We start from the raw sequence: 22,514 nt of genomic DNA, 5'->3' as shown, positions 1-22,514 counted from the left end.
AATTATCTTTTCATTGTTATAACGTTTTTTGACAGTTTGTATATTTCATCTGATGTAAGATTATATATCTGCATCAAAAGTTCATAATCCCCACTCTGAGCAAATGTATCTTTTATCCCGCATCGTAAGACTGGAACTGGATATTCCTCAGAAAGTATTGATGAAACAAGTGCACCCATGCCGATATAGATATTATGCTCTTCAGCTGTAACAACGCATCCTGTTTTTTTTGCGGCTTTAATGATGCTTTGCCTGTCAATTGGCTTCAAAGTGCTTAGATTTAATACACCAGCAGAAATACCTTCCTTCTGAAGTTTCTCTGCTGCCTCAAGTGATTTTGATACCATTACACCAGATGCTATGATTGTGACATCATCCCCGTCCAATAATGTCGCAGCCTTTCCTAGCTTGATCTCATCTTCAGTTTCAAATACATTAGGAACTTTGCTCCTCCCAAGCCTTACATATGTTGGACCTTTTTCTAAAGAAATTTCCCTTATTGTTTTCCTAGTCTCAAATGTATCGGCAGGCACAATGACCTTCATATTTGGAAGCGCACACATAAGTGAAATATCTTCAATCATCTGGTGGGATACGCCATCTTCACCAACTGTAATACCAGCATGTGTTGCAACTATCTTCACGTTCGTCTTAGGATATGCAACAGATTGCCTTATCTGATCGTATACCCTACCAACTGCAAACATTGCAAATGATGAAGCAAAAACAGTTTTTCCAGTGGTGGCAAGACCTGCAGCAATTCCTATCATGTTCTGTTCAGCTATCCCAATGTTAAAAAATCTGTCAGGGAATTTCTTTCCAAATGAAGATGTTTTTGTAGATGATGACAGGTCAGCATCAAGCACTACTAAATCCTTTCTTGTCTCTCCAAGCTCGGAGAGTACTTCTCCGTAAGCATCCCTTGGTACTCCAAAGCCCGTCATGAAATAGCCTCCAGGTCTCTCATAGCAATCTTAAACTCTTCGTCAGTTGGTGATTTACCGTGGAACGATACATTGTTCTCCATAAATGACACACCCTTTCCTTTGACAGTATGCGCAATTATGACTTTCGGTTTATCTTTAACCTTTAGTCCTTCATTAATAGTTTCGATAATTTCTCGGATGTTATGCCCATCAATCTCATAAACTTGCCAGTTGAATGCTTTGAGCTTGTCCTTTAATGGCTCAAGCGCCATGATCTTTTCTGTAGGCCCATCTATCTGCAGCATATTTCTATCAATTATTGCAGTGAGATTTCCAAGTTTAAATTTAGGGGCTGCCATCATGGCTTCCCATATCTGCCCTGACTGAAGCTCCCCATCACCAAGCAATGCAAACACCCTAGAACTACTACCATCAAGTCTAAGTCCTAAAGCAATCCCTGTGGCAATTGATAGCCCCTGGCCCAAAGAGCCAGTTGAAATTTCAATCCCCGGGATCTTTGTGCAGGGGTGTCCTTGGAGAAGGCACTCAGGCTTTCTTAAATTCTTTAATTCGCTCACATCAAAATATCCTAACTCAGCAAGAGCAGAATATAAAGAAGGACAAGCATGACCTTTGCTCAAAATGAATCTATCTCTTCCAGGCCATGAAGGATTTTTAGGGTCATGACTCATTATGTGGAAATATAGAGATGTTACAATATCCGCAGAGGAGAGAGATCCGCCCGGGTGGCCGGACTTGGCAGAATAAATCATTTCAATTATATGTTTTCTAATTTTGTTCGATTTTTTTTTCAAATCATTAATCGTCGATTCATCCAAAGATTCTTTTGTTTTCATCTTATCTGATATGATTTAATTTTTCTCAATATAAATGATTTATGGTTAATTCTTAAGGAGGAAATTAAATGCACACCCTAAACTTTTTATATTTAAAAAATAAATAATAATCATGGAAACTTGTGGCATTTGCAGCAAAAGAATAAAGGACAATCTCGAGATGTGTTACTGCAGTTACTGTAACATGACCTTTCATTTCACTTGCATTGATGAGCAGCCCTGTCCAAATTGCGACAGAGTTCTAAATATTGCGCATGTTAGACTGGGAAAGCCGGCCGAGATATTTAGAAAAGATGAAAACAAGGATGTCTATATTGAAGAGGTAGATATTGAGCAGAAAAGTGATGAACCGATGTCTCCTGTGGAGGAGAGTTTTGAAAAACAGGGCATAACTGAAGAGGATATCCCGGAAAGGATGAAAGGTGATTTCTACCCAGAAGATTCCTCTCAACCTAGAGATGTGCCACCTATGAGCCCAATGGTCGAAAGAGGTAGGACTCTTCGAAGAAGGGAAATGCCGAAAAAAAGAATGAGTATACCTAAGAAAAAACTATTTTTCATTGTCTTAGTTATCGTTCTTTTGATAATAAACGCAGTTGTAATCTTTTATGTTCTAAACGACGGAAATATCCCATTCCTAAATATAAAAATTGGAGGGGGAGAAGCTACTTCAAATATCTTCTTAAACTTTTAATTTTTAACCAAAAACGATAAAAGGATTATACTTAGTTTTGCTGTGGGGACGATATTGCTCAAAAATTTAAAGAAAGAGTTGGAAAACTCAATAAGAAAAGCTGTTGATTCAGAACATTCTTATGAGATAGTTTTTTCAAGACCGCCTGATTTTAAACTGGGCGATATTGCAACTCCGCTCTCTTTTGAGCTTGCTAAAAAATTAAAGAAAAATCCCATCCTGATTGCAAAGGAAATTGCAGAAAATATTATCCTTCCAGAAGGTGTAGCAAGAGCTGAGACCTCCGGTGGATATATAAACTTCTTTTTTGATAGAAATTATTTTTCAAAAAAAACGGTTGAGAGAATAATAGGTGAAGCAGACCTTTACGGAAAAGGAGAAAAAAAGAAAGAGAAGGTAATGGTTGAGTATTCACAACCAAACACACATAAATCATTTCACATCGGGCACTTGCGAAATGTCTGCCTTGGAGATGCTCTGGCAAATATAATGGGGTTCTCAGGGTATGAAACAGTAAGGGCCAACTACATAGGTGATGTCGGGGCCCATGTTGCTAAGTGCTTATGGGGATATATGAAGTTCTATGATGGAGTCATACCAGATCACAATAAAGGAGATTTTCTGGGAAAAGTTTATTCTGAATCGGATAATAAACTAAAAGAATCCGAAGAATACCAAGAAGAATACAAAATCGTGTTGAAAAATCTATACGAAGGGGACAAAAAAACTCTGGATGTCTGGAAAATGACAAGAGACTGGAGCCTTGAAGAGTTTAATAGAATTTATCAAGAGCTTGGGGTTAACTTTGATATCTTCCTATATGAAAGTGAAGTCAAGGATGAAGGTACCAAAATAGCACATGAACTTTTGGACAAAGGTGTTGCAAAAAATAAGGAAGGGGCCGTCATAGTTGATCTAAAAGAGTTTGGTCTTGATGAGTTTGTGATCTTAAGAAGCGATGGTACAGCTCTTTACTCGACAAAAGACCTTGCTCTTGCAGAGAGAAAATTTCAGGATTTTAAAATTGATAGGTCATTATATGTTGTTGGGAGTGAACAAAAATTCTACTTCAAACAACTTTTCAAAACATTGGAGCTTATGGGATTCAGTCAGGCAAAAAAATGCTTTCATTTGTCTTATGAGCTTGTTATGCTTGAAGAGGGTAAGATGTCTTCAAGGGAAGGAAATGTCGTGCTTTATTCTGAACTAAAGGATGTTGTAAAAAAAGAGGCTTTGAACCAAGTGAGGGAAAGAAATATTTCAAACGCTGACACTATATCTGAAATTGTTACAATAGGCGCTTTGAAGTACAGCATGATGAAGGATAATAACAAGAGGATCGTCTTTAACTGGAAAAAGGCTTTGGACTTCGAAGGGGACACCGCACCATACATACAATACGCCCATGCAAGGGCATCAAGCATCCTAAAGAAAATAGGAGAGCTTAACTCTGGACTTGGAATAGATGATCTTAATGAAAAGGAGTATAAGCTAGTTTCGTTATTATCAGAATTTCCTGAGGTAGTCGAGAGGGCATCAATCGATTACAGGCCAGACTTTGTTTCTAATTATGTCTATGACGTTGCCAAATGCTTCAACGAGTTTTATCATGAATGCCATGTTTTAAACGCCGAAACAAACAAAGAGTTCAGAGCATCACTTGTTAGAGCGACAAAGATTGTTCTAAACAATGCTCTAGGGCTTCTTGGTATAAAAGCTCCAGAAGAGATGTAATACTCATTTTTGAGTATCTACCCAAATATTTATATATCGTCTTAATTTACTACTTTTGGTGATTCCCTGAAAGCTAAAAGTTCAAAGAATATCGCCTTCACAGCAATTTTTGCAGCTTTAGGAATTCTATTTGGAACAATACTGCTTATTCCAACACCAGTGCCAAATGTTTATCTTGATCTGTCCCACATTGGTACAGTTCTTGCTGGCATATTGTTAGGCCCTATATTTGGGGGCATAACTGGATTTATAGTTGGAATATGGCCGGGAGTAACTTTTGGGAATTTTTTTGTACCACCTTTTAAGGCGCTAACTGGTATTTTTATTGCTATCCTGTCCAAAAAGACAAGACCTGGTATAGCAGTCCTTGGTGGATACCTCCCCGAAGCGTTCTTAACTTATCTGACGCTTGCAGTATTAAAAGTTCCATATGGCCTTCCATTACCTGTTGTATATACTATATTGGTGAAGGCTTTTGCTGAAATTATCATCTTGGCTGTATTGATGGAAATACTAATGAGGAATAAAGGATTAAAACAGTTTCTTCAATCAAAGGTAGGATTTTTATACCTTTGATATTTTTAATTTTTGTGAGAAAAAAACAGCTTGAAATCTTTCTTTCAAATCTAAAGGAGATGGAAGACCCCAATATGTTTGAGGAGCAGTATACCACACCAGGCGACATTGCTGCTGAAATCCTCTTATTTGCCTACCATAGGGGAGATATAGAAGGAAAGACAATAATTGACCTTGGCGCCGGGACAGGCAGACTTGGGATAGCTTCTCTCATACTAGGGGCTAAAAAAGTATATTTTGTAGAGAAAGATAAAAGGGCAATAGAGATTTTGAATGATAATTTAGAAACATTAACTTTAAAAAGTAATCAAGTCTTAGGAGATTACGAGATAAAGGATGGTGACGTTTTAAACGTCCTCCTGCGAGGGGACACTATTATTCAAAATCCGCCTTTTGGTACAAAAAAGAGGAACATGGATACCAAATTTTTGAAAAAGGCTTTTGAAATAGGGGATGTTGTGTATTCCTTGCACAAGAAAGGGAACTATGATTTCATAAGAAATGTTGCATTGGAAAACAGTTTTGAACTAGTTGAGAAGGAGAGTTTCAATTTTCCAATAAAAGCGATGTTTCAGGTACATAAGAAAAGGAAAGTACTGATTGAGGTTGAACTTTATAGATTTATGAGGTGTTATGATGGAAGCGAACGGAGAGACTAAAAGAGAATTTGTTATACCAGGTGACTACATAGGTGTTGCCGAAGAATTTTTACCAGGAGAAGGGGCATATGAAGAGAATGGAAAGATATATGCCACCATGGTAGGAAACTTGGAACTTGACATGTCAAGAAGAAGTGCAAGTGTTATTTCAAGAACAAATGTTTTGCCTCAGCTAAAAGAAGGGGATATTGTCTATGGAGAGATAGTATCAGTTAAACCACAAATGGTTTATGTGGACCTTCTTGCATTAGAGGGGTATGCAGACAAAAAGCTTTCAGCCAATACAAAAGCCAGGATATATGTTTCGCAGACCGACAAAAAGTATGTAAAAACTATCTCCACAGAGTTTAGAAATGGAGATATCGTTAGGGCCAGAGTTGTGGACACACAGGGAGATTCAATAAGACTTTCAACTGCGGAAGATTCACTTGGCGTAATCAGAGCTGTTTGCGGCGTTTGCAAGAAAACTCTTGAGAACAAGGATGGAAATCTTGACGGAAATCTTGAGTGCAAATACTGCGGTTCAAAGGAAACAAGAAAGACAGCAAACGATTATTTGAAAGCAAAATTATGATAAGATGAAAAGAAAAACAAGAGTTTTAAGTTTTAAAATTAAGGGCAATCAGAAAGTTGAAATTGCCCGTTTTCTTTCTAAATTTGAGGATATATCTTTTAATGTATCTGATGATACGTTAAAGGTCAAAGTTTTTAATCCCGGTAGCATGGGAGATTTAGTCTATTCAATTAAGAGTTTCTTAGAAGAGATAAAGGAAAAGGAAATCAAGGAAGAAAAAGGGATTTTTACCTATAATCTCGACAGCATCTCTAAAATAGCAGGCACAACTGTTCCTGTAAAACTTCTTAAAGTGGTCCTAAACGACAAAGGGTACTCGTTTGAAGTAGAAAAGGAAAATGTAGTTTCTACGGCGCATGCCTCAGTTGCTGCCAATATTGCAGGAGAGATATCCTACCTATTAGAGGATCTAGAGGGGGTATCAAAGCCGGTGACAGAAATCATTGTAAGAGTTGCAATTGAATATGAGATGTTGTCTTCGGAGCTTTTAAGCGTAGGAATAGAGGAAAAGATTTTTAACGATACAGAAACGGTATCTTTAAATATAAGCTATGATGATGCTCTTTCATATCTAAGAGAGTATGCAGGTGGTTAATTTGGATATAGAAGTAATTAAAAATGAAGGAAGTTACTTGGAGTTTAGGATTATTGGTGAAGACCATACACTTTGTAATATATTAAGAGAAGTTTTATTGAGAAATGAAAAAGTAAAGGTGGCTGCTTACAGAATTGACCATCCTCTTCTTGATAGAAAAAGACCAATGTTCATAATTAATACAGACGGCACAGTATCGCCAAAAGATGTACTTCTTGAAGCAATAGGCAGTATAAACAAAGATGTTAAAGGATTAAAGAAAAAATTGCTTTAGAACGAATCTGAATCTTCTTCAAGAACATCTTTTCTAATAATCTCTTCTCTTTTTAAAACTGAGATACCTGTTTTTTTATCAATAACCTGTATTATGACCTTTATATCGGGGTCTTCAAGATTTACCTTTGCACCTGTTGCTTCAACTATTTTTGCACCGATTTCTCTTTCAAGGTCCTGGGACTTGAAGTTTGCCTTGCCCCTTTTCTTGCATCTTACGGCAAACGTGTCACTTTTGAAAATCTTAGGCAGTGCAACATCTGTTGCTTCAACTGCTATCAGATTCATGTCTGTATTGATATACCTATCAAATGGCAACACTCTATGGATGGCGCTTGTCTCATAATCCCTTAGCATCTCAGCGGCTTTTCTAGCATTCTTGCACTTTACTAGGAGGACTCCCTTGAACTTCGTTTTTTTAATTTCAAAGATCTCTCCTTCCAGCGCCCATTCTACTTCCCAAATCCCATCAAACTGCCTAGCTGTGGGAGTAGTCACGAGAAGGAATTCTTTCATTTGTTCCATACAGAAAGGAGTTAGTATTGATTTAAAAAGTTTTATATGTAGCCTAAAAAAATTTTGGAGAAATAGGCCATATAGATCTATTAAGCTCTATATGGCGGAATACTATATGCCAGTAACACTAATAAATATAAACGTGTTACTATTTATAAAGCTTTGTATTGCTTAAGATACTTTTTTAATTTGGCTTCCATAGTCGGTATAATGCCTTCCCATGAATTATCGAGAATTTTTGATAAGCTGACTTATCAAAGAAATTTTTTTGAGCTATCAAGAGGATTGATGTTTAGAAGAGATATATCGGAGTCAAAAGAAGCATATATCTTTGTTCTGGATAAGGAAAGGAAAGCTGCAATAACAATGATGTTTGTTTTTTTCTCAATTGATGTCGCATGGCTTAACTCTAAATTTGAAGTAGTAGATATAAAGGAAAATGTAAAATCTTTCTCATTCCACACGGGGCACAAAGGTAAAGCAAAATACTTTATTGAGATGCCGCAAGGCTCTATAAAGAAACATAATATCAAGACCGGGGATAAAGTATTATTTCCTGTCTAAAGCGGAATTGCAAAACTATTAATAATAGTCCAGCCCAAATCATTATAATGATCATAACTGATAACCACATGCATATAGACCCTTTGAGGGGCATGGGGCTTGATGCCGTTAGGGAGTTTTCTTCAGCAGGCGGCACGCATTTCATGTTTGTCTACAAAACTGCTTATGACTCCGGAACTGAAGTAAGAACTGGCAAAGACTTTGGAAAGGCCTATGATTACGTAATTGATCTTTCTAATAAGATAAACAAGGAAACTGATGCAAAGTCTTATCCCATAATAGGGCTGCACCCTGCAGAATTTCATCATCTTATAATGGACTTTGGGAAAGAGAAAGCATTTGAAATCGCTTTGGAAGCCCTAAATGAAATTGAAAAAAGAATTTCTGATGGCTTGGCATTTGGCATAGGGGAAGTAGGAAGGCCACATTATGAGGTGGACAAAGAGATTACAGATATGTCAAATCAATTCCTAATAGAAGTGTTAAAGGTTTCAAAGAGATTAAAATGCCCGGTGCAGCTTCACACTGAAACATTTGATGAGAATAAGTTTATAGAGTTGGGGGAGCTAGTAAAAAAACACGGAGAACCAGGAAAAACAATTAAGCATTTTTCACCGCCAATGGTTTCTGTCTGTGAGAAGATCGGGATTTATCCATCAATTATTGCAAGAGAGAAGAATATCATGAAAGCTTGCGAGGAAGGGCGGCGATTTTTGATGGAAACTGACTATATTGATGACAATGAGAGGCCGGGTGCTGTTGTTGGCCCTAAAACTGTCCCTAAAACTACTAAGAAACTTTTTGAGAAAGGAGTTTTATCAAAGGAAGATATTGATTATATACACAGATACTTAATTGAAGAGATATATGGGATTGAACTCATCTGATATTCCTATATGAATCTATTCTCTTTTTTGAAGAAAGAACTTCAGCCTTCGACAAAAGCTCTTTATTCTTCTTTATTTCTTTCTTCTTTTTCATATCCGATGTTCCCATTACAAATATATTGCCCCCCACAATCATGAATGAGATGGCAATCATTGTAGCACCTGAAATCATGTATACATCTGAAGATTTCGCATTGAGGGCTATCGATAACCCAAATAATAAGCCCACGGCCAGAACAATCATTCCCACGACCCATTTAAGTATATAAAGCACCATTGTTAAAAAAAATACCCAAAAATTTAAAAGGCTTTTCTTTTTGTTGGGAAAAATCTTAAATAATAGCCAATTAATTGTAATATATACATCCGGCATGGATAAATGGTGGCCTTATGAAAAAACTAATAATAATTTTGTTAATTATTATAGGAATATCGTGCCAAATTCCCATACAAGCTCAGGAGGATTTTGCCTGCATGGGATGCACAATAGACGTTGATATATATGAAAAATCTGAACATGTCACTATTAGAATGGTATTCCTGAATTTAGGATTGCCAGATTTCAACGGATTTTCTCTTTATGTTCCAGGAAGGGTGAACAATTTAAAAATAACTGATGAAGCTGGAAATGTTCTTGAGTCTTCTTCTTCACCAATAGGCAAAGAATCATTTGTCAAGTTCTATTTCAACAGCAGCGTAAAGCTGGGTGAGAAGATTCTTGTTATAATCGAGTATGATGCAAATGATCTTATTACAAAAAATGATTCATATGCTTTGAGTTTTCCTTTTGAGTCTCCTTGCGATATCAGATATCTAAAGATGGCATTTAACTTTGAAAAAGGGATCCCTGTACTGTCTGAATTTCTCCCATCGCCTTCAAGATTTGAATCAGTAGACAATAAGGTTTCTGTTGTCTGGTACAAGGAAGAGGTAAAGGAAGGGGAAAAATTTACTTTTAACGCCAATTATGATGAAAAACACGCAGTCCTAAGACAGATTAAAGATCAAACAACTCCAATAGAAAAGCCTCAGAGTAACCCCGCAATGTATATCTTGATGTCAACTGCCATTATCTTCTTTGGGTTAATCGCTATACTCTTAATTACAAGAAAGAGAGGCCACAGCAAGATAGATGTAGCACTAAATGTGCTAGACCCGAGGGAATCAAGAATCTTAAAGATAATATCAGACAACGGCGGTTCAATGACCCAGGCCAAACTATTTGAGCAGACCACCTTCTTTTCAAAGCCAACTCTTTCAAGGGTCCTGGATAAGCTCCTTAAGAGGCGATTAATAGAAAAGGAAGAGAAGGGAAGGACAAACATCATAAAGCTTGGGGAAAGGTTGAAAGACTAAACAAAAGAGATAAAAGATAGAGCTTTAGTCATAAAGTTATATGATTAAGAAATCCCTGATGCTTCTTATTGCAAATACATTTTCACGTGTTGCAAATTACCTCTTCACCCTTTTCACAGCGAATATACTCCTCCTGACAGAGTATGGCCTGTTGTCTGCAATTATGCCTTTCCAGTCGCTGATACTTGTTCTTTCATCATTTGGGATTGCACCTTCTGTATCAAGATTCACATCAATCTATGATGCGGAAAATAAGAATGAGAAAATCTCATCTTCTCTGTTTTTCGTGCCTATCGGAATTGCCCTATTTATCTTGCTCTTTGTACTATCCCCAGTTATAATGAGTTTTTATTCTTCCGACATAAGAGATGGGATAGATACACCCCTTAAGATAATCCTTCTCGTGATACCGCTTGGTGTTTTATTTTCTGTGTTTACAGGGATCTTGCTTGGAGTCAAAAAAGTAAATTACATGGCAGCTTCAATATTTGCGCTTTCATTCTCTTACTTTCTGCTTTCAGTGCCGCTTTCTTTCATCTTCAGAGTTTCTGGCGCTTCTGCGGCACTTGTGGGCGGATATCTAATCGGGATAATAGTATCATTTTTGCTAGTTCTAAAGAGCGGCGTCAAACTAACTTTAAAGAGTGAAAATTTCAAGGAGTTTAAGAAAATCTTAGTATTTGCAATTCCAGTCTCAATATTCTCTTTGAGCCTTGTCCTCCTCTTCAATGCAGATATTTACATTCTGGCCCACTTCTTTGGACCAAAGACTGTTGGGATTTATGGTATGGCTTCGCCAACGGCGGGGATTGTTCCCTCGTTTGCAATTGCCCTTTCTGCAGTATTGCTGCCTGAGCTATCAAAATTAAAATCAATAGAAAAGGAAGGGATCAATAACATACTTGTTTCACTTAAAGCATCCTTTAATGTTACACTCCCAGTTGCGCTTTCTCTTTTTGCATTTTCAAATCCAATAATATATTTCCTCTTTGGTGTTGAGGAAGGTGGATGGGTACTAAAACTTCTGTCAATTGCCATGTTATTCTACTCCATATTCTATATAGCCTCAACTTCGCTCCAGGCGATGGGCAAACAGTGGACCCCTATGAAGATAACGGTGCTCATAGCTATAATAAATGTAATCTTAAACTATCTGCTCATACCAAGGTATGATATAAACGGCGCAGCCTTTGCCACCATGGTATCCTGCATAATTGGTATGGCCTTGATAGTCAAAAGCTTAAAGGTTAAGTTTATCCCAGACAAAAGATTTGTCTTATTGTCAATAGCCATCTTTCTATTGATGATGATCTTTGAGGGCGTAGTTGGATTATTGCCTTCAAGAACTATGAATCTTCTGGCATACGGCGGGTTTGGAACTCCTCTAATTATAGGCTATTTTTACTATCTTAAGAAAAAATGGAAATAGTACTACTAAAAAATAATAGTTTGATTGTCTAGTATTCAAAGAAAATAATTAAAGGATAATAAAAAATAAATAAAATATATTATTTTGGTAATAGACCAAGTATCTTCATTATCTGCTCGATTGGTAAGGACTTCTTTGCTGTTTCGCAAATAACGTCAAGATATGCAAGATAGATGTCGTATTGGTAGTCGTTTCTATCGTCTTCCCAAACTACACGATCGCAATATATGGCCGGATCATATTGGGAATTTGAGTCTGTTGTTATTCTGAACTCTTCCTTTGTCTTTAGATTGTAACCCCAGATGTCACCAAAGTCGTTTCTCTCGTCTTGCCAGACGACTATGTCACCGTATATGGCTGGCATAATCTGTTGTTTTGTGTCTGTTGTTATTCTGAACTCTTCCTTTGTCTTTAGATTGTAACCCCAGATGTCTGTGTCGTCGTTTCTATAGTCACTCCAGACGACTATGTCGCCGTATATGGCTGGCATAATCTGTTGTTTTGTGTCTGTTGTTATTCTGAACTCTTCCTTTGTCTTTAGATTGTAACCCCAGATGTCGCCATTGTCGTTTCTATAGTCACTCCAGACGACTATGTCGCCGTATATGGCTGGATCATCTTGGCCCCCTTCGTCTGTCGTTATCCTTTCTTCAGAAAGAACTCTTGTTCCTAAAACAGCAGAAAACGTGGAAAATGCTAAAACAACTATCACGAATAATATTTTAATTTTTTTCATAGTACCAATCCTCAATAGTTATTTTAAAAAAAAAACATTAATACCTTTTAAAGTTTTGCATTCTGCCGTATCTTATTTCTATTAAAGGAGAAATACTTTACATTTTAAACTACAATCAAAAAAAATTATTCAATAAAAGGCGTCTTTAACCATTTAAGATTAATTGTTTGATTGAAATAATTAGATTATTTTTTTATGGAGTCGAAATAGGATTTTGTATATATCTTTAGAATTGTGAATCCGGTGTATGGCGACTGATAGATGTTGGCATACTCTTCTATCTTCCTGCCGTCAAATTCAACATTCTTTATCTTTTCCTTAAACTGATTCAAAGGCATCTTTACCTTGACACCATCTACATTAAGCACTATGGGGATTGGGGAAATAATCTTATCTATGCCTTCGACATTTTCTTCTAAAATCTTCTTAAGATATATTGGCTCTAGTATAAGAGGGTCTTCATCTATCTCCCTTCTTCTTTTTTCTACTGCCTTTGAGATTTCACCAACCATGACATCAAATATATCAAGGTCAAACTTCTGTCTCAATCTCTGGCTCCTTCTTCCAATACCACCCACATAATAATCAAGGCCTTCAATATTGAACTGCTCTGGCCCCCCTAGTACAACTACAGGTATATCAATATCCATGAAAAGATGGGTCTTTTTCATAAGGCACCTGCTGAAGTTTCCAAGTGAGTAGACCGCAACATCGGCCTCTTCAATCATCCCTTTCTCTGTGGCAGTTATCTGATTGATTCGTTGCCCTACACCCCTTGCAAGCCCCATGACATTTGTCACAGCGCCGTTCCTTCTGATGTATTCTGATATATCACACACTGGATGGGGCAGATGGTGCTTTCCAAGTGAAGGTGCCACAATTGTGATCTCTGAGCCAGCAAGCGGGACTTCTACAATTTTTCCCCTTAGATCCTTTGCTTTTTTCACGACAAGCTCATAATCCTCGGCAGGCACAGAAATGATTAGAGTAATATCAATTTGAGTAACATTCTTCTGGATTAAAAATCCCCCAAGGTCATCTACAAGATCTTCTAACTCGTCTGCCCTGTGAAGCCCACCCTCAAATAATGCCATCTTAAACATTGATTTTCACCTAATCCCTCTCGTGAAACTTTTGAGCAAGCTTTTTGCTTTCTTCTGAAAGTGCATTTTCGCTTGATGCGACTGTGATAGTCTTTTCTGCCGAGAGGATGTATTTGATCCTAGCAGCCTCAGGCAAAACCCTATTGATTGCTTCCTGGACGTTTTTCTTCAAATCCTCTGTAGGGTAGTAGACGACTTCAGATTTTATCTTATTGAAGATACTAGCCGGGATCTTAATCTCAGTTCTATCGGCCTGCTCTATCCCTTCCTTTGAAATGGCCCATAATAGTGATAATATCTTTGGAACGTAAAACTCATCCTCAACAGACAGGATCTCTTTTTCTGTGCTGTAGACGGCAACGTCTTCTATCCTCAAAGGTTCAAGAACTTTTTTTATCCTAATTGATGTTATAAAAACAAAATTTTCAGTGTCGCCGTAGAAGTAAACCTTTTCTATACTCCGCCTTATCTCAAATTCCCTCATTATGTCATTTATCAAAGCGACATAGCCTTGGGATTCTTTTTCTGGCAGACCTTCGACTATTATTTCCATTATCTAATCCCCTTTAGATAAATCCTGAACAGAGTAAGGCTCCGCCAACTGCGCCGATGTATTGGGAACTTTCTGGAACTAAAGGTTCTGTCTTTAGAATATCTCCTACCGCCCTTACAAGTCCTTTTAGAAGCGAGGTACCGCCGACTTGAATCACCGGAAACCTTACATCAATTTCCTGAAGCTGCTGCTGATAAATCTGCTCGGCAACACTCCTGCATGCTGCGGCTGCCACATCTTCTTTAGTATAACCTTCAGCTAGTGCAGAGACTAATCCCTGGATACCAAAGACTGTACAATAACTGTTCATTGGCACCTTGTGAAGTTCCCCTTTCGCCGCAAGGTCTCCAAAATCAGCTATTTCAAGACCAAGCCTCTTTGCTGCAGTTTCTAAAAATCTACCTGATGCACCGGCACATATCCCACCCATTGTAAAGCTATCCGGTATGCCGTCCATAACTGTTACTGCTTTGTTGTCCATTCCACCTATATCAAGGATTGTAGCTTCCCCTTTCTGCTTGTTGGCAAGAAAAACTGCACCTTTGGAGTTTACAGTTACTTCTTCCTGGACAAGTTTGGCTTTGTAGTGCTCTCCAAGAATATATCTGCCGTATCCTGTTGTTCCTATTGATTCTATATCCTTAAACTCCATCTTGGCTATCTTGAGCGCTTCAGCTACTGCCTTCTCAGCTGACTCGAGAACCCCCAAAGTTGGATGCCAGTACTTAGATACAATTTGATTATCCTGCATTATGACTGCCTTAGTTGTGGCTGATCCAGAGTCAAGACCCATTGTGATTCCAACTTGCCTTTCTCTGGCCAATAGATCCTTTCTTTTTACTATTGTAACTAATGCTTCCATTCTTATTAGAAGAACGCTTGCCTTTGTATTTTCAGTGAATGAATACATGACGACTGGAAGCTTTGTGTGCTTCTGGAGGTATCTCCTTAGTTCATTTCTAATTAATGCACCTTCCGCACATCTAAAGCATGTAGCTATTAATACAGCGTCCGCCTCAAATGTTTTATCCGCCAATGCTTTTGCCCTTGCAACCATTAGTTTTAATCCAGGGCTTACTGGATTGAATCCAAAATCTTCTATTGCCTCATCAAAATCAATATCAACGTCGGGAAATACTATCTTGGCGCCGACTGTTTCTGCGGCCTTTTCAATTTCTTTTTGGATGCCGCTGTAATCATTACCGCATGAAAGCTGTGCTATCTTAATCATTTTAAGCCCTCCAGGAAGTTCTTAATTCTTGCAATAAAGTCTTCCACTTCTTCCTCATTTGTTGGATAATCAAGCTCCAGTGTTGGAACTCTCCTCTGTTTGATCAAATAAATAGTAAGCTCGTTTGTTCTGGCGCATGCCATGCACCCAAAGGTAGACGGAAAGTTATTGACAATAATAGCAGCCTCTGCCTCGTCAATTAAAGGCCCAAACATCGCAAGCCTGCCCCTGACACCTGATGGAACTTCAATTGCTGCATACTTTAATCCTATTTTTACATCTATGTCTGTTATATTCATTGGTGGGGAGTCGAGTTCTGGATCATTTACTCTCCTTTCTATCTCTTTTGCAAGAGCAAGTGGGGTGTGCCCAAATCTCTCGACTAAGTCCTGCAATATCATGCTGTTTGGGGGATAAATAAAAACTTTCATATCTACACCTTCTCTTTAATGGCTTTTTTTAGTATATCTACATCAACAGGTTTTTTCTTCTTTTTATCTATGGTTTTAAATCTTCCTTTTTTTAATACATTAGAGATAAGAGGCAATAACTTGTACTCTTCTTGAAGAAAATAGTATCCAGGCCTTGCTCCGCCGCCCCTTGTGGCCCTACATCTTCTTTCATCCCCTATTGGGTAAGCTCTGTGCTTTGAGAATATATCTGCATTAAATTTTTCCCTTACCTTTAGTGTGATATTCTCAACAACATCGTCATCCCCCTCTACCATGATGCCATAACAGGTATCTTTGATATTCAAAGTCTTTCCAAGACTTACAATATAGTTGATTACTGTTTGAGGAGTTAATGATGAGGTATCAGCGATAACAAACATTCTTGTTTTCATATCTGAATTAATATTTATTAACAATAAAAGAGTTTCGACTATTATCTAGAATATTAGATAGAAATATAAAATAAAATTTTATCAATTACTTTAATGCAGATTAGAAAAAAACTTAATGGAATTGCCCAGTTAGTTAGACTCGACCTTTCCTTTGCAGCGGCTATATGCGTAGTTGCAGGAGAGATACTGGCCCTTTCAGGTATCCCTACCTTAAGAGAGGCTGTAGCAGGCTTTAGTTGTGGTTTTTTTATCTCTGCATCTGCATTAATATTAAACGATTATTTTGACCTTGAAAGTGACAGAATAAATGCTCCAAATAGGCCACTCCCCTCAGGAATCGTTTCAAAGCCTGAGATAATCTATTTGACAGTATTCACTACAATCATAGGACTATATTCTGCCCTATTGCTTGGAGTATATGTTTTGATTATTGGTATATTATTCTGGTTTATCGGAGTTCTATATAACTGGAAACTAAAGAGAACGGGGCTGTTGGGCAACATAATGGTTGCATCTTCAGTTGCAATTACATTTATCATTGGGGGTATAGCAGTTGGAAATCCATGGAATGTTACAGTATGGTCATTTGGCCTGATGGCTTTCTTAGTTGACTTGGGCGAAGAAATATCTGCCGATGCAATGGATTTAGAAGGCGATAAACTTCAGAACTCAAAATCGATTGCAATAGTTTGGGGTAGAAAAACTGCACTTAAAGTATCCAGCATATTATTTGGCCTAGTAATATTGGTCAGTTTTTTTCCTTTGCTTTTTGGAAATCTAGGGAGGATATATTTACTGACTATGATCATTATAGATGCCAACATTATTTATTTTGTTTCGAAACTTTTGAAAAGTAGGACAGAAAGTGAAGGTAGGAAATATATCATAGGAATATATCGCGGTATAATGATTGGGATTATTATCTTAGTTTTAGGACTTATCATTTTAGGAATTGTTTGAAATTCTTTTTTATCGACCGTGATACATTTTTAATTTTCTATGTTTATCTTAACGCTAACAAATACTAACAAAAAGAGAAATATTAAATCTTCACTCCATCGTGATATCCCATGCTAATTCTGCAGTTAAACCTAGAATAACAGTTATCGGACAGAATTTTGTCATGACTTCCCTTATCAAGTCTTCGATCATGCCCCTTTCAAGATCCCCTTTTATTTTTATTTTTGCATAGATCTTTTCAAAAATTCTAGGGTACTCATCTTTTCTAGTACCTTCAACCTGTACATCAAAATATGTGTAATCCTTTCCCTGTTGCCTCAATAAAATTTGGGTATTAACGGCTATACAAGCCCCTAATGTAGCGAGTAATCCTTCTAAAGGGATAGGATAATTCCCAGTGCCACCAAACGCTTTTGAAGCCCCGAAAAGAATTTCATGACCAACACTATCCTTACCCAAATATTCCATATCCTTTTGCCAACTCACTGAAGCTTTTAGTATATCTTTAGGCATATTATTCACTCAAGATAATAGATACATTTCAATCTATAAAAAGATATGGGGAATAATGAGAAAGTGTTATCCGGAGTAAAATCTCTGATAAAAGAATCAATCGAGTGTATCTTACAATATAAACTTAGTAAAATTATTAATCAAACCTAATCCTATCAATCTTCTCCTTAATCGCCCTAATCACAATCGGGTCATCATTCCAAGCTCCAAGATTAATAACTTCAATGTTATTGGGTATACCACACTTAGAAATAAGTTCAGGCATATCACACATGCTGTGAATGCTGTCGGCACTAATTGCAGCTGAGAAGTAAAATATCTTCTCTACTCCATTTTGTACTAATTTTTGAACTGCCTCTGATGTGCAAGGCTCTCTAAACTCCATCCAAGCAAGATCAAGGTTATTTCGATCGTATCCATCTTTAACAAATAATTCTAAAACATCTTTTCTAAATTTTATCTCTTGTTCTGTTTCAGTCGGCCATTCCATGTCCCACTCCTTCGGCTGTCCATGCCCCACAAGTAAGACTCCAACTTTTTTCTTATCAGTTCCCTCTATGTGTTTGTTTACTCTTTCAACAAACATGCTCTGCAATATCCTTGAATCCCAAAGTGGGCCGGTAAATGCAATTGAAACTCCGTAATCATCAAAATTAATTTTTCTAACTAACTCTTCACCTTCAGCTGTATGATTTGAAATGGTCAAGAATACCTCACTCACTATTATTCTGCTTGCCCCTTCATTTAATGCAGTGATAATTGCAGCGTCTGGCCTTGGCTCATCCTCTAAAAATGATAGGTAAAATCTAGTCTTATTATCCCCTTCTTTTCTAAATCTCTCTTCAAGAGATTTCATCATCTTTGTGTGCATTTTCTTATGCTGGCTAAAACCAACGTGGATATACTTTTTCCTTAACATATAAAGAAAAATTGGCCTAATCAAAAATGGGATAAACTTAATCTTCTGCTCATCAAATTCTCTAAATTGATTTATCCATCCTATTGGATTATAATCTTCAGGCTCCCCATGTGTAAAATAAATTATGGCGGTATGCCCTTTGCCTTTATCCCCTTTTTTTCTAGTAAGATCAGGAACATGTCTATGATCCTTCGTTGAAAGTATTTTAACAGTCATTACATAATACCCAGCTAGAATAGATAGGAGAGGTATCCCTAGAAAAACAAGCTCTAATCCACTTAGATTTAAATAAATAAGAAAGATGAAAATAATAAATTCAGAAAATAACAATATAGCATATGCCCTAATCTTACTCTGATGGACTGTCAAGAATTTGACTATAGTAACCCCAATCAAAAAGCCAACGATGAGCGTTAATAGAGATAAAACAGTATTAATCTAATCCCCTCTTGAATCATTATTTTCACTTTCAATTAAATAAGTTTTTATTAAATTACTAAATCAGAAAGTCATTTAAATTAATTATATTTCTTTTTTTTAATGAAAGTAGATTTACATGTTCACACAACTGCATCAGATGGACTGCTCTCGCCGACAAATATCATAGCCAAGGCTAAAGAAAATGGATTAAACACAATAGCTATTGCAGACCACGACACAATTGATGGTATACCTGAAGGTATGAAGGCTGCAAATGAAAAAGGGGTAAGACTAATACCTGCCCTTGAAATCAGCGCAAAACACGAGAAACAGGTCCATATGCTTGGCTATTTCGTAGATTATACGGATCTAAAGTTTCAGAGCTTTGTAAACAAACTGAAAAATTCAAGAGAAGAAAGAAATCAAAAAATGCTAAAGAAATTGGGAAATTCAGGCTTTGAAATAACGATGGAAGAGCTAAAAGCTAGCGCAGATGGAAACATTGGCAGACCCCACATTGCAGACCTAATGGTGAAAAAAGGTTATGTGTCTACTTTCGCTGAAGCATTTGAAAAATACATTGGGAACAATAAGCCATGCTATGTGCCAAAAGTAAGGCCAGATATAAGAAAGGCCATTGAATTAATTAAAAAATACAAAGGTGTCCCTGTACTTGCCCACCCAAAGTATACTTTTTTAGAAGACGAAGATCTTGAAAACTTCATAGCTTATTTATCTGATATCGGCCTTGGAGGGCTTGAAGTCTACTACTCAAAGCACACTAAAGATGAGGAGTCAAAATACCTGAAACTTGCAGAAAAATACTCTCTAATTCCAACAGCAGGATCAGATTATCACAGGGAAGGCGATCAATTCGGGATGGAACTAAAAAAAGAGTATCTAGAAAGATTATTTTCACTAAAGGATCTCTAACGCTTCAATTATTTTTTCAACTAGGATAATAGGGTCATCTGAAGATATAACATTATCATGAGATTTTCCCATTTTCCTTAAGACATCTAAGAAAAGATCAGATGCTCCGCCAGTCCCTAATAGCAATCCAACAATCTTTTTTTCATCATACGCTATTGTGAGCTCATTTAGGGTGCCAATCATTCCCTGGACTGAAATAACTGCATCACAGCTTCTGACAAGGGTAACATTTCTCCCTTTGTACCCAGAACCAGTGAATATGAGAGAATCAAAAACATCAGATGGATATTTATAATCTTCAACATGCTCTTTGAAATTTATTGCAGGGGACACTCCAACTGTTGTTCCACCAGATTCTTTTGCACCCATTGTAGCTTCAAATGGCAATCCAGGGCACGCCCCAGAGAAAAGTACCAGATTGTTTTTTGCAATAGCCCTTCCAAGCTCTCTTGCAGCAAGTCTAACGTCACTTCCTATGTTGCCGCTTGCAGAGCCGATAACTCCTATCTGATATCTCCTAATACTAAGCCCCCCTTCAGATGGCCTTCTTAAAGTAGTTCACCCTGGGCTCATAGAGGTCTCCCCTTGAGAGGAGTTCCCTTACAGCGTTATCAATGTCATCTGCTAGATAATCATCCTTTAGCTCGTAAAGTATGAGGTCAAGAACCACACCATCCCCTTCATCAAGCTTTTCTACGGCCTCCATTACCCTTGATTCAATTGCTGTGTCAGAATCAAAGATACGGCTTTCTTCCGCATTTTCCACTAGATAATTAAGCTCCTCGATGGCGTCTATCAGGTCAGGATTTAATCCCTCTTTCTTGGCACGGTCCATTGCCTTTCTCACATTCTTTTCTTCGTCATATATTTTCTGGGCCATTTTGAAATATTTCTTCTGTCTGATTGCAGCAAGGACAGATTCAGCCCTGTGAAGGGTCAACATGTTGGGGGAAACTACAGATAATACTTCAAGATTGAGTTGCTTTTTACCCTGCCACTCACTGAGTTTTGCCATGAACTGGACAAGGTCGCCTTTCTTAATTGACATTAGCAGTTTGGTATTCTCCCTAAATGCAAGGGCAACTATGCTCTGTGTTCCATCATCTAAGAAAACAGAGCCGTAAGTACCATCCTCTGATAACCTGGGCTCCGCCATTATAGTTGCGACGCCCTTTAGCCTGTAAACCTTTAATCCGTCTTGGGTGATAACATAATTAGTTGCAAAATCATCCTCTGGTTTTACAAAATAACCTTTGTGGACCTCGGCAAGAGAAAGTCTTGAAGATGGCATCCTCTTCTTCATTGGTAGACCTCCTTTTCAATTTGCTGAACTTTTCTAAAGAGGTCAAGATTGAAATCAGTAAAATCTTGAATTATATCAGAGCCCACAATTACCTGTCCGCCTTCCTTGTAGGGGCTTCCTATAACTCTTAGAATTTTTTCCATGTCATATAGATTATCTGATGAAACACTTACCGCCCCTGTTCCATCGTCTATGATCAGCATATAGGTGGAGGGATCTATAGACACAACTACGCCTATGAAGGAAACTAAAGTCTCATCCCCTTTGATTTCACGTATCTCTTTCTCAATAGAGTAATTTTGCTTCATTGCATCTCCTTTCCTATGTTCTCTAATACCATCTCTATCTCTTCTTCCAAATCAAAATCAAATATATTGTGTGCCTGGAATACGTTTCCAATGTACTCATTTTCTGCAACGTTTCCAGAGATTAATACTTCTTTTCCCAACAAATTGTAATGATTGTCAGATAGGTAAGCCTCACCTGCATTTTTAAAATTGAAACCTTTTTCAAGATAGCTTTTTACGCCCTGATGAATTTGATCAGCAGTTACGCCCAATACCTTCTCAGCCTTGTCTTTGAAAAATGAAGCCCTGATGTACCCTGTTGAATCGTCTATGCCTATGTCCAGTATGACAACTTTTATTGGGGATACCTCTAACTTGCAGTGTTTGCAGAACCCTTTCTGTGGCACATTCATTTTTTTAAAACATGTGGGGCATCCGTCATAAAAGAATACAGAGTAAAGTTTGGCTATCGTTCCCCTAATCTCCTTGAACTTATCACCGGGGTTTAATTCGGATACCATCGTTCTCTCATATTTTAAGGATTTAATAGTAGATGTATCAGGCAAAGATGATTCATCAATCCCTTCGGGATTAATAATTACCTTAGTTTTTGAAGTAATAAAAAGCTGGGGGCCTTTCATTCCACCTTTAACCTGCCCAGCGATTATCTTTATGATGTCCCCTCTGTTCACTGTTTCAGAACATTTGACAGCGTTCTCATCCCAGAATACGACAGGAATTTCTCCAGTCTTATCCGAAACTATGACATTAAGGACTACCCCTTGAGACCCATCGTCCCTTGTAAACTCCTTTGGGGCATACTTTCTTGAAACTCGTCCCAAGACATTAACGTCTTTCATTCCCTCTTTCAGTGTATCGATCTTTAGGTCTTCCTTCCCAGGTAGGGCTATCCCTTCTTCGGAAGCGATTATAGAAAGGATTCCTTTTGTTGTTATATCGTACATTAAAGATTCTTTTTTTATTCTTATTTTCTCTTTAATTTGAGCTTCCGTATAACCCTTTTCCATCAATTTCGACATTATGAGGGATACGTCATCTTCCATCAAAACAC

General features: G+C 37.5%; 29 protein-coding genes. 13 read left to right on the top strand and 16 right to left on the bottom strand.

From position 1 onward, the window contains the following. Positions 1-2 precede the first annotated feature (2 nt). A complete protein-coding gene (locus tag PLI06_03020) occupies positions 3-944 on the bottom strand; it encodes a transketolase family protein (GenBank protein HOI76569.1) in 942 nt (313 codons plus the stop codon). Then, a complete protein-coding gene (locus PLI06_03015; protein HOI76568.1) occupies positions 941-1,783 on the bottom strand; it encodes a transketolase in 843 nt (280 codons plus the stop codon). The genes PLI06_03020 and PLI06_03015 overlap by 4 nt, the downstream gene beginning before the upstream one ends. A gap of 112 nt (positions 1,784-1,895) precedes the next feature. Here PLI06_03015 and PLI06_03010 point away from each other — a divergent pair, with 112 nt between their 5' ends. The 7 genes from PLI06_03010 (at position 1,896) to PLI06_02980 (ending at position 6,889) form a co-directional block, all read left to right on the top strand. Beyond that, positions 1,896-2,477 (top strand): PHD finger domain-containing protein, encoded by a 582-nt coding sequence (locus PLI06_03010; GenBank protein HOI76567.1) that lies wholly within the window; start codon positions 1,896-1,898, stop codon positions 2,475-2,477. Between the two features lie 54 nt (positions 2,478-2,531). Next, positions 2,532-4,211, top strand: coding sequence for an arginine--tRNA ligase (argS, locus tag PLI06_03005; GenBank protein ID HOI76566.1), 1,680 nt, complete (start codon positions 2,532-2,534; stop codon positions 4,209-4,211). 90 nt (positions 4,212-4,301) lie between these two features. Next, a complete protein-coding gene (locus PLI06_03000) occupies positions 4,302-4,787 on the top strand; it encodes a hypothetical protein (protein HOI76565.1) in 486 nt (161 codons plus the stop codon). Positions 4,788-4,801: 14 nt separating this feature from the next. Continuing rightward, positions 4,802-5,446, top strand: coding sequence for an METTL5 family protein (locus tag PLI06_02995; protein ID HOI76564.1), 645 nt, complete (start codon positions 4,802-4,804; stop codon positions 5,444-5,446). Further along, entirely contained in the window at positions 5,424-6,020 is a 597-nt protein-coding gene (locus tag PLI06_02990) for an exosome complex RNA-binding protein Csl4 (GenBank protein ID HOI76563.1), read from the top strand. Before PLI06_02995 ends, PLI06_02990 begins: the two co-directional genes overlap by 23 nt. Positions 6,021-6,024: 4 nt before the next feature. Next, a complete protein-coding gene (locus tag PLI06_02985) occupies positions 6,025-6,615 on the top strand; it encodes a DUF2067 family protein (GenBank protein ID HOI76562.1) in 591 nt (196 codons plus the stop codon). A gap of 1 nt (position 6,616) precedes the next feature. Beyond that, positions 6,617-6,889, top strand: coding sequence for a DNA-directed RNA polymerase subunit L (locus PLI06_02980; GenBank protein ID HOI76561.1), 273 nt, complete (start codon positions 6,617-6,619; stop codon positions 6,887-6,889). Here the strand turns inward: PLI06_02980 and PLI06_02975 are convergent. Then, on the bottom strand, positions 6,886-7,413 hold the full coding sequence (locus PLI06_02975) for a THUMP domain-containing protein (protein HOI76560.1): 528 nt from the start codon (positions 7,411-7,413) through the stop codon (positions 6,886-6,888). The genes PLI06_02980 and PLI06_02975 overlap by 4 nt on opposite strands. Positions 7,414-7,614: 201 nt before the next feature. Between PLI06_02975 and PLI06_02970 the strand changes: the two genes are divergently transcribed. Continuing rightward, a complete protein-coding gene (locus tag PLI06_02970) occupies positions 7,615-7,968 on the top strand; it encodes a DUF192 domain-containing protein (protein ID HOI76559.1) in 354 nt (117 codons plus the stop codon). 47 nt (positions 7,969-8,015) lie between these two features. After that, the gene (locus PLI06_02965; GenBank protein ID HOI76558.1) at positions 8,016-8,855 is read left to right on the top strand and encodes a TatD family hydrolase; all 840 of its coding nucleotides are present in this window, start codon (positions 8,016-8,018) and stop codon (positions 8,853-8,855) included. Here the strand turns inward: PLI06_02965 and PLI06_02960 are convergent. Next, positions 8,848-9,132 (bottom strand): hypothetical protein, encoded by a 285-nt coding sequence (locus PLI06_02960; GenBank protein ID HOI76557.1) that lies wholly within the window; start codon positions 9,130-9,132, stop codon positions 8,848-8,850. The two genes, PLI06_02965 and PLI06_02960, sit on opposite strands and share 8 nt — an antisense overlap. 113 nt (positions 9,133-9,245) lie before the next feature. Between PLI06_02960 and PLI06_02955 the strand changes: the two genes are divergently transcribed. Together PLI06_02955 and PLI06_02950 are read left to right on the top strand one after the other, a co-directional pair. Beyond that, on the top strand, positions 9,246-10,211 hold the full coding sequence (locus tag PLI06_02955; protein HOI76556.1) for a hypothetical protein: 966 nt from the start codon (positions 9,246-9,248) through the stop codon (positions 10,209-10,211). A gap of 40 nt (positions 10,212-10,251) precedes the next feature. Further along, the gene (locus PLI06_02950) at positions 10,252-11,640 is read left to right on the top strand and encodes a flippase (protein ID HOI76555.1); all 1,389 of its coding nucleotides are present in this window, start codon (positions 10,252-10,254) and stop codon (positions 11,638-11,640) included. Between the two features lie 79 nt (positions 11,641-11,719). Here the strand turns inward: PLI06_02950 and PLI06_02945 are convergent, their stop codons facing one another. The 6 genes from PLI06_02945 to PLI06_02920 form a co-directional block, all read right to left on the bottom strand. Next, complete coding sequence (locus PLI06_02945) at positions 11,720-12,376, bottom strand: hypothetical protein (GenBank protein ID HOI76554.1); 657 nt, start codon at positions 12,374-12,376, stop codon at positions 11,720-11,722. Between the two features lie 185 nt (positions 12,377-12,561). Beyond that, positions 12,562-13,479: a methanogenesis marker 7 protein gene (locus tag PLI06_02940; protein HOI76553.1), complete on the bottom strand. Its 918-nt coding sequence runs from the start codon at positions 13,477-13,479 to the stop codon at positions 12,562-12,564. Between the two features lie 10 nt (positions 13,480-13,489). Continuing rightward, positions 13,490-14,032, bottom strand: a complete 543-nt coding sequence (locus tag PLI06_02935) for a methanogenesis marker 17 protein (protein ID HOI76552.1) — start codon at positions 14,030-14,032, stop codon at positions 13,490-13,492. Positions 14,033-14,045: 13 nt separating this feature from the next. Further along, complete coding sequence (locus tag PLI06_02930; GenBank protein HOI76551.1) at positions 14,046-15,263, bottom strand: methanogenesis marker 15 protein; 1,218 nt, start codon at positions 15,261-15,263, stop codon at positions 14,046-14,048. Beyond that, positions 15,260-15,694 carry a methanogenesis marker 5 protein gene (locus tag PLI06_02925; protein ID HOI76550.1) on the bottom strand — a complete coding sequence of 145 codons (435 nt, stop codon included), beginning with the start codon at positions 15,692-15,694 and terminating at the stop codon, positions 15,260-15,262. The genes PLI06_02930 and PLI06_02925 overlap by 4 nt, the downstream gene beginning before the upstream one ends. A 2-nt stretch (positions 15,695-15,696) precedes the next feature. Then, positions 15,697-16,107: a methanogenesis marker 6 protein gene (locus PLI06_02920; protein HOI76549.1), complete on the bottom strand. Its 411-nt coding sequence runs from the start codon at positions 16,105-16,107 to the stop codon at positions 15,697-15,699. A 93-nt stretch (positions 16,108-16,200) separates the two neighbouring features. On the opposite strand from PLI06_02920, the gene PLI06_02915 reads away from it, so the two are divergent. After that, positions 16,201-17,067 carry a UbiA family prenyltransferase gene (locus PLI06_02915; GenBank protein ID HOI76548.1) on the top strand — a complete coding sequence of 289 codons (867 nt, stop codon included), beginning with the start codon at positions 16,201-16,203 and terminating at the stop codon, positions 17,065-17,067. 90 nt (positions 17,068-17,157) lie between these two features. On the opposite strand, the gene PLI06_02910 is transcribed toward PLI06_02915, so the two are convergent. Together PLI06_02910 and PLI06_02905 are read right to left on the bottom strand one after the other, a co-directional pair. Beyond that, positions 17,158-17,580 carry an OsmC family protein gene (locus PLI06_02910; GenBank protein HOI76547.1) on the bottom strand — a complete coding sequence of 141 codons (423 nt, stop codon included), beginning with the start codon at positions 17,578-17,580 and terminating at the stop codon, positions 17,158-17,160. A 136-nt stretch (positions 17,581-17,716) separates the two neighbouring features. After that, complete coding sequence (locus PLI06_02905; protein HOI76546.1) at positions 17,717-18,895, bottom strand: ferrochelatase; 1,179 nt, start codon at positions 18,893-18,895, stop codon at positions 17,717-17,719. A gap of 144 nt (positions 18,896-19,039) precedes the next feature. On the opposite strand from PLI06_02905, the gene PLI06_02900 reads away from it, so the two are divergent. After that, positions 19,040-19,852 carry a PHP domain-containing protein gene (locus PLI06_02900; GenBank protein ID HOI76545.1) on the top strand — a complete coding sequence of 271 codons (813 nt, stop codon included), beginning with the start codon at positions 19,040-19,042 and terminating at the stop codon, positions 19,850-19,852. On the opposite strand, the gene PLI06_02895 is transcribed toward PLI06_02900, so the two are convergent. From PLI06_02895 to PLI06_02880, 4 genes are read right to left on the bottom strand one after another with little or no spacing between them, the layout of a single operon-like run. After that, complete coding sequence (locus PLI06_02895) at positions 19,838-20,359, bottom strand: hypothetical protein (GenBank protein HOI76544.1); 522 nt, start codon at positions 20,357-20,359, stop codon at positions 19,838-19,840. The genes PLI06_02900 and PLI06_02895 overlap by 15 nt on opposite strands. Positions 20,360-20,387: 28 nt before the next feature. Continuing rightward, positions 20,388-21,155, bottom strand: coding sequence for a replication protein RepA (locus tag PLI06_02890; GenBank protein HOI76543.1), 768 nt, complete (start codon positions 21,153-21,155; stop codon positions 20,388-20,390). Continuing rightward, complete coding sequence (locus tag PLI06_02885) at positions 21,152-21,463, bottom strand: hypothetical protein (protein ID HOI76542.1); 312 nt, start codon at positions 21,461-21,463, stop codon at positions 21,152-21,154. The genes PLI06_02890 and PLI06_02885 overlap by 4 nt, the downstream gene beginning before the upstream one ends. Further along, positions 21,460-22,506: an OB-fold nucleic acid binding domain-containing protein gene (locus PLI06_02880; GenBank protein HOI76541.1), complete on the bottom strand. Its 1,047-nt coding sequence runs from the start codon at positions 22,504-22,506 to the stop codon at positions 21,460-21,462. The genes PLI06_02885 and PLI06_02880 overlap by 4 nt, the downstream gene beginning before the upstream one ends. Positions 22,507-22,514: the final 8 nt, after the last annotated feature.

The organism is Methanofastidiosum sp. (assembly GCA_035362715.1).
GTDB lineage: Archaea > Methanobacteriota_B > Thermococci > Methanofastidiosales > Methanofastidiosaceae > Methanofastidiosum.
Note: the sequence above shows the minus strand (reverse complement) of the source record. Positions and strands in the feature narration are given on the sequence as shown.

What these genes read in the sequence shown, in the direction of transcription:
- PLI06_02920 (HOI76549.1), bottom strand. Translation starts at nt 16,107, where the DNA reads ATGAAAACAAGAATGTTTGTTATCGCTGATACCTCATCATTAACTCCT.
- PLI06_02890 (HOI76543.1), bottom strand. Translation starts at nt 21,155, where the DNA reads ATGAAGAAGAGGATGCCATCTTCAAGACTTTCTCTTGCCGAGGTCCAC.
- PLI06_02960 (HOI76557.1), bottom strand. Translation starts at nt 9,132, where the DNA reads ATGGTGCTTTATATACTTAAATGGGTCGTGGGAATGATTGTTCTGGCC.
- PLI06_03020 (HOI76569.1), bottom strand. Translation starts at nt 944, where the DNA reads ATGACGGGCTTTGGAGTACCAAGGGATGCTTACGGAGAAGTACTCTCC.
- PLI06_02880 (HOI76541.1), bottom strand. Translation starts at nt 22,506, where the DNA reads ATGGAAGATGACGTATCCCTCATAATGTCGAAATTGATGGAAAAGGGT.
- PLI06_02955 (HOI76556.1), top strand. Translation starts at nt 9,246, where the DNA reads ATGAAAAAACTAATAATAATTTTGTTAATTATTATAGGAATATCGTGC.
- PLI06_02970 (HOI76559.1), top strand. Translation starts at nt 7,615, where the DNA reads ATGCCTTCCCATGAATTATCGAGAATTTTTGATAAGCTGACTTATCAA.
- PLI06_02950 (HOI76555.1), top strand. Translation starts at nt 10,252, where the DNA reads ATGATTAAGAAATCCCTGATGCTTCTTATTGCAAATACATTTTCACGT.
- PLI06_02945 (HOI76554.1), bottom strand. Translation starts at nt 12,376, where the DNA reads ATGAAAAAAATTAAAATATTATTCGTGATAGTTGTTTTAGCATTTTCC.
- PLI06_02990 (HOI76563.1), top strand. Translation starts at nt 5,424, where the DNA reads ATGGAAGCGAACGGAGAGACTAAAAGAGAATTTGTTATACCAGGTGAC.
- PLI06_02900 (HOI76545.1), top strand. Translation starts at nt 19,040, where the DNA reads ATGAAAGTAGATTTACATGTTCACACAACTGCATCAGATGGACTGCTC.
- PLI06_02930 (HOI76551.1), bottom strand. Translation starts at nt 15,263, where the DNA reads ATGATTAAGATAGCACAGCTTTCATGCGGTAATGATTACAGCGGCATC.
- PLI06_02965 (HOI76558.1), top strand. Translation starts at nt 8,016, where the DNA reads ATGATCATAACTGATAACCACATGCATATAGACCCTTTGAGGGGCATG.
- PLI06_02985 (HOI76562.1), top strand. Translation starts at nt 6,025, where the DNA reads ATGAAAAGAAAAACAAGAGTTTTAAGTTTTAAAATTAAGGGCAATCAG.
- PLI06_03010 (HOI76567.1), top strand. Translation starts at nt 1,896, where the DNA reads ATGGAAACTTGTGGCATTTGCAGCAAAAGAATAAAGGACAATCTCGAG.
- PLI06_02940 (HOI76553.1), bottom strand. Translation starts at nt 13,479, where the DNA reads ATGTTTAAGATGGCATTATTTGAGGGTGGGCTTCACAGGGCAGACGAG.
- PLI06_03015 (HOI76568.1), bottom strand. Translation starts at nt 1,783, where the DNA reads ATGAAAACAAAAGAATCTTTGGATGAATCGACGATTAATGATTTGAAA.
- PLI06_02885 (HOI76542.1), bottom strand. Translation starts at nt 21,463, where the DNA reads ATGAAGCAAAATTACTCTATTGAGAAAGAGATACGTGAAATCAAAGGG.
- PLI06_02910 (HOI76547.1), bottom strand. Translation starts at nt 17,580, where the DNA reads ATGCCTAAAGATATACTAAAAGCTTCAGTGAGTTGGCAAAAGGATATG.
- PLI06_02925 (HOI76550.1), bottom strand. Translation starts at nt 15,694, where the DNA reads ATGAAAGTTTTTATTTATCCCCCAAACAGCATGATATTGCAGGACTTA.
- PLI06_02915 (HOI76548.1), top strand. Translation starts at nt 16,201, where the DNA reads ATGCAGATTAGAAAAAAACTTAATGGAATTGCCCAGTTAGTTAGACTC.
- PLI06_02975 (HOI76560.1), bottom strand. Translation starts at nt 7,413, where the DNA reads ATGGAACAAATGAAAGAATTCCTTCTCGTGACTACTCCCACAGCTAGG.
- PLI06_02935 (HOI76552.1), bottom strand. Translation starts at nt 14,032, where the DNA reads ATGGAAATAATAGTCGAAGGTCTGCCAGAAAAAGAATCCCAAGGCTAT.